This is a genomic window from Longimicrobium sp. (assembly GCF_036280135.1).
GTDB lineage: Bacteria > Gemmatimonadota > Gemmatimonadetes > Longimicrobiales > Longimicrobiaceae > Longimicrobium.
In genome coordinates this window covers 1-5,748 of sequence record NZ_DASURI010000869.1, presented here as the reverse complement: position 1 = coordinate 5,748, position 5,748 = coordinate 1, and the positions used below count along the sequence as shown (strand labels likewise).

The following is a 5,748-nucleotide window of genomic DNA, read 5'->3' as shown; positions in this document are numbered from 1 at the left end:
GCCCGTGGAGCCGGCGGGGGAGGGCGCATGAAGCGCGTCGTTCAGCGCTGCCCCAACTGCGGCGTGGAGTACGACGAGCCCATCAGCGGCCCGTGCGAGGTGTGCGGAACGGAGGTGCGCTACTGGTGCCGCGTGCACGGGCCGGAGATCGGCTTCATGGACACGCCGCAGTGTCCGCGCTGCGCGGCCGAGGCGGCTCGTCCCGCTCCGCCGCCCCGTGCCCCCGCGCCGCCGTCCCGCGCGCCGCGCCCGTCGCGCCCCGTCCCCGTGGAGACGGTGGACGTGGGGGAGCCGGATTCGCCCTGGGCGGAGGCGGAGCCGCGCATCGTCCGGCCGCCGTGGGGCGGGCGGGAGCCGCACGTGGTGATCCGCGAGGGGGCGGAGGACCTGGCGCCGTACGCCATGGCCGGTGCCGGCTTTGCCGTGCGGCTGGTGCGCGCGTTCTTTACGCTGCTGCGGACGGTGATCGGCTGGGCGCTGCTGGGGCTGCTGGTGGGCGGCGGGTTCGCCTTCTACGGCGGGGGCGACATCGTCTACAGCGCGCTGTTCGGGGGGATGGTGGGCGGCGGGCTGGGGATCGTGCTGGGCGCCGTGCGCGCGCTGCTGGTCCTCTTCTCCCCGCCGCGCCCACCGGGCGGGTAGGCGCTCGGCGGATCGTGCGGGAATCAACGGAACGGGGGGGAGCGGCAGGCTCTCTCCCCGTCCTGCGATAGCAATCAACGATCGATGTCGAGCGGCGGAGGCCATCGTCACGCGATGAAGTACTCTGCGCCCTCTGCGCCTCTGCGTGAGAGAAGCAGTTCGCCGTTGATCAGTCCGGCGGCGCGATGCGCAGCGTGAAGTGGAAGGTGCTGCCGGCGCCGGGCTCGCTCTCGGCCCACACCTGGCCGCCGTGCGCCTCCACGATGCTGCGGACGATGGACAGCCCCAGCCCCGCGCCGGAGTTGCGGCCCCGGCGCGCCTGCCAAAAGCGGTCGAACAGGCGCGGCAGGTGCTCGCGCTCGATCCCCGGGCCCGTGTCGCGCACCCAGAAGCGCACGTACTCCGCCGCGCGCGCGGCCCCCACCTCCACCTGGCCCCCCGCCGGCGTGAACTTGACGGCGTTCCCCACCAGGTTGCCGAACACCTGCAGCACCCGCCCGTAGTCCGCGTGCACCTGCGGCAGCTCGTCGCCCCCGTCGGACATGAGCGTGATGCCCTTCTCCCCCGCCTCGGGGACGAACATCTCGCACGCGGCCGCCACCAGCGCGGAGGGCGCGCACGCCCGCGGCTGCATGGTCACGCTGCCGCTCTCCAGCGCCGACACCTCCAGCAGGTCCTGCGTGAGCGCCGTCATCCGCTCGGCGGAGCGGCGGATGACCTCCACCTGCTTGCGGTCGCGCGGGGCCAGCCGCTCCGGGTCGCCGAACTCCGTGAGCGTGGTGCTGGCGATGAGCACGGCGTTCAGCGGGTTGCGCAGGTCGTGCGACACGATGGCCACCACCTCGTCGCGCGCGCGAACGGCCTGCCGCGCCTGCTCGTACAGCCGCGCGTTCTCCACGGCCAGCGCCGCGCGCCGGGCCAGCGCCCGCGCCACCTCCAGGTCGCGCGCGTCGTACGGCTCGCCGCGCGTCCGCGCCAGCGACAGCACGCCCAGCGTGCGTCCCTGCGCCTGGATGGGCACCGCCATGGCGGACGTGAGCCCCAGCGCCTGCAGCATCTCGCGGTGGTCCGGCCCCGTGCACAGGCGGGCCAGCGCCGCGTCGTCCACCGCGCCCATCAGTTCCGGCTCGCCCGTGCGCAGGGCGGCCAGCACGGGGTGGTCCGCGTGCGAGGGATGCAGGGGAAAGCGGCGCAGCAGCCCGCGCACCAGCTCCTCGCGCGTGGGGTCCGCGTGCGCCACGCCCACGGCGCGCAGCCCTTCGCCGTCCTCCACGTGCACGATGCAGTAGTCCGACAGCCAGCCGGCGCACACGCGCGCCACCTGCTGCAGCACCTCGCGCGGCTCCAGCGACGACGACAGCACCTCGCCCACCTCGGCCAGGAATCGCTCCGCCCGGTGCTCGCGCAGCGCGTCCGTCACGTCCGTGAACGAGACGACGGCGGCCACCGTTTGCCCGTCCGCGTCGCGCACGGGCGAGGCGCTGCAGCGCAGCGTGGCCCGCGTGCCGTCGCCCAGGCGGTAGCGCACCTCGTGGCCGTCCACCGTCTCGCCGGCCAGCGCGCGCGCCAGGGGATACGCGTCCGCCGGGGCGGGGGCGCCGTCGGGGAGCAGCATCCCGTATCCGCCGTAGTCGCGCGCCGCCGTGTCGGGGACCATGGGATGGCGAAGGATGCGCTCGGCCGCGGCGTTGTGCATGACGATGCGGCCGTCCGGCGCCTCGGCGATCATCACGCCGCCGGGCATGTGGCGCAGCACCGCCTCCAGGAACGCGCGCCGCCGCTCCGTCTCCCCCCGCGCCGTCTCTTCCGCCGCCAGCGCGCGCCGGCCGGCTTCCGCGCGCTGGCGTTCCGTGACGTCGCGCACGGTCCAGCGCAGGCTCGCCAGGCCGCCGTCGGCGCCGCGGACGGCCGTCACCGTGCACGACACGGCCACGGGCGCGCCGCGGCGGGGCTGCAGCGTCGTCTGCCAGTCGTCCACGCGCGACGCGCCGGCGGCCTGCGCCAGCCGCGCGCGGAACGTCCGCCGCTCGTGGGGAGGAACGAAGACGCCCAGCGGCTTTCCGGGAAGCCGCCGGGCGGGAACGTTCAGCAGGGCGCAGGCGGCGGCGTTGGCCTCCAGGATCACGCCGTCTGGGTCCGTCACCAGGTACGCGTCCGGCGCGTCCTGAAAGAGCGCCTCGTACCGCGCGCGCTCCGCCTCCACGGCCAGCTGCGAGAGCGCCAGCTCGTCGTTCTGGACGCGCAGCTCCTCCTCGGTCACGCGCAGCTCCTCGTGGGCCGTGAGCAGCTCCTCCAGGGCCTGCTCCAGCACGGCCAGCGGCTGCTCGCGGCCCTCGGCGCGCAGGGCGTCCAGCCGCACGCGCGCGGCGGCCACCTGTCGGCTCAGGCGGTCGATGTCCGGCGCGCGGTGCTCCTGGTCTGCCACGAATCGCCCCCTGCGGATTGCCGCCCCACCCCTGCCGACACGCCTCTCCCGCCTCCTCCCCGTGCACTTTCCCTGCCGTGCCCGCACCTGCGGATGCTGACGATCACGGAAGAGCGTCATCCTGGGGAGCCGCCACGCAAGCCGTTGCCCGCGCACGATCTATGACGGCGGCGAACGATCATCGATGCGGTCCGCTGGGAAGCGAGTCGCTGGTGCTGGGCGGTGTCGAAGACCGCGATCACCCGGAGAGCGTCATCCTGAGGAGCCGCCGCGCAAGCCTTTGCCTGTGCACGATCCATGGCGGCGACGAAGGATCTTGTATGCGAAACGTGAGACCGAGGACGCGCGCCGGAGGCGGCGTGTCGCGGATCCTTCGTCCCCGAGCCGTGTGGTGGCGGGATTTCCCTCCGTAGCGCCCGTCCGGCCCAGGCATCCTTTTCCCGATCGCGATCAGGTGGATGATGCGCATCGGCGGATTCCGCGCTCCGCCGCCGACACTATGCCTCCTCGAAAAAACGCGGATGCCGTCCCCTCGCCGAAAGCAGCCCTCTACCAAGGGACGCCGTCCTCTTGCTGGTTCCTCCGGTCCGCGACCGGCCGTCGCGTGGCAGAAACCAAGCGCTTCCAACCTCCCCCAGCAGTTTGGGGGGAGGTGCGAGCCTGAGCGAGCGGAGGGGGCGTCCACGCGGAAACCGCTACGCGCGCAGAGCCGGTCCTGGATGCCGGCATCCTGCCGATCGCGTTCGTGAGGATGAGCACGCGGAGTCGGCATCTACACGAGCGCCGCCCCCGTGCAGGATGACGAGAGCGGCGCCGACCGAGGCAGGGCAGGGGCGGGATGACGAGCCGGAACGCGGATCAGCCGGCGCCGTTGCCGCTGTCTCCTCCCACGCTGCCCACCGGACGCTTGCCGTCGAGCCACTCCTCCATGAGCAGGATGGCCCCGCGGACGTCCTTGTCGTTCCCCAGCAGGGGCGTGCACGTCACCCGCACCTCGATGGTGCGGCCGCGCCGGTTGCGCGCCTCCAGCACCACCTCCTCCTGGTCCGAGCGGCCCTCCAGGCACGCGCGGATGGGCGCCTTGAGCCGCTCCACCGGCAGGCCGATGTCCTGGTTGAGCAGCCCCTGGCCCTCCACCTCGTCCGCGCGCAGGCCCCACAGGTCCTCCGTCTTGCGGTTCCACACGCGGATGTGCATCTCGCGGTCCAGCACCACCACGCCCAGCCGCAGGCTCGTGAGGATGGACGACATGTAGGCGTTCACGTGGTCCAGCTCGTCCGTGCGGCGCCGCAGCTCGTCGTTGATGGTCTCCAGCTCCTCGTTGGTGGACTGGAGCTCCTCGTTCATCGTCTCCAGCTCCTCGTTCGTGGACTGGAGCTCCTCGTTGGTGGTCTCCAGCTCCTCGATGGTGCTCTGCAGCTCCTCGTTGGTGGTCTCCAGCTCCTCGTTGGTGCTCTGCAGCTCCTCGTACGCCGTCTCCAGGTCCTGGTTGGCCTGCTCCAGGTCCGCCTGCAGCCGCTGAAAGCGCGTGACGTCCACGAACGCCACGCTCACCCCCAGCAGCCCGCCCCCCGGCTCCAGCAGCGGCGCGATCTGCACGTCGAAGCTGCGCGCCTCGCCTTCGGGCGTGTAGAACTCCACGTGGGGCAGCGTCAGGGGCCGGCGCTCCGCCGTCACCTGGTCGATGCGCGAGCGCAGCTCCACGGGCCGGTACGAGAGCTTGAGGTCCTGGATGGGACGCCCCAGGTCCCCGTCGCCGATGCCGAACAGGGTGCGCGCGGGGTCGTTGGCCAGGCACAGCGTGCCCTGCGCGTCCACCACCACCTGCGCGGCGTGCCCCGTGTTGAGCGCGGCATCGCGCAGGCGCACCTGCAGCGTCAGGCGCGGCGGGGCCGCCTCGTCGCGCACGGGCGGGTTGAGCATGAGCAGCCGGTCGCGCAGCCCCGCCCGCGACACCTTGCTGAAGATGCGCGCCTTGAGGTCCACCGGGGCAAAGAGGCCGCTGTGCGACCGCATCATCTCCGCCTTGCCCAGGAACAGCAGCGCGTCGGGGTTCAGCGCGAAGTGAAAGCGCGCCATGATGCGCGCCTGCACCTCGGTGTTGAAGTACATGAGCGTGTTGCGGCACAGCAGCAGGTCCAGGTGGCTGATGGGCGCGTCCTGCACCAGGTCGTGCCGGCCAAAGATCACGTGCCGCCGCAGGTCGTTGCGGAACACCCAGCCGTGCCCGTTGAGCTCGAAGTACTTCTCGCGGAACCCCGGCGGCAGCGTCTCCAGGTCCTTTTCCGTGTAGACCGCCGCGCGGGCCTGGGTCAGCGACTCCTCGTCCACGTCGGTGGCGTACACCTTGACCCGCTCCCGGAACCCGTCCATCCCCAGGGCCTCGGCCAGCACCATCACCAGCGTGTACGTCTCCGCCCCCGACGCGCACCCCGCCGACCAGATGCGCAGGGGGTGGTCCGGCGAGCGGCTTTCCATCAGCCGCGGCAGGTGCACGCCCGACAGCGCGCTCCACGCCTCGGGATCGCGAAAGAAGGAGGTGACGTTGATGAGGATGGTGTTGAAGAGCTGCTCGAACTCCTCCGGGTGCACCTCCAGGTAGTCGTGGTACGCCTCCCACGATTCCAGCCCCACCGCCCACATCCGCTTTTCCACGCGGCGCATGAGGCTGGAGCGCTTGT

At 72.5% G+C, this 5,748-nt stretch carries 3 protein-coding genes; 1 reads left to right on the top strand and 2 read right to left on the bottom strand.

The window, feature by feature from the left end; all coding sequences use genetic code 11:
- The first annotated feature begins 27 nt into the window (after window positions 1–27).
- Entirely contained in the window at window positions 28–642 is a 615-nt protein-coding gene (locus VFZ20_RS28080; RefSeq protein WP_329687280.1) for a hypothetical protein, read from the top strand.
- A gap of 169 nt (window positions 643–811) precedes the next feature.
- On the opposite strand, the gene VFZ20_RS28075 is transcribed toward VFZ20_RS28080, so the two are convergent.
- Both VFZ20_RS28075 and VFZ20_RS28070 read right to left on the bottom strand, forming a co-directional pair.
- On the bottom strand, window positions 812–3,067 hold the full coding sequence (locus tag VFZ20_RS28075) for an ATP-binding protein (RefSeq protein ID WP_329687279.1): 2,256 nt from the start codon (window positions 3,065–3,067) through the stop codon (window positions 812–814).
- An 858-nt stretch (window positions 3,068–3,925) separates the two neighbouring features.
- Window positions 3,926–5,748: CheR family methyltransferase (locus VFZ20_RS28070; protein ID WP_329687278.1), on the bottom strand; the 1,823-nt coding region annotated here is incomplete at its 5' end.

Bases quoted from the DNA above. Each gene is read 5' to 3' on its own strand.
- VFZ20_RS28080 (WP_329687280.1), top strand. From the start codon at position 28: ATGAAGCGCGTCGTTCAGCGCTGCCCCAACTGCGGCGTGGAGTACGAC.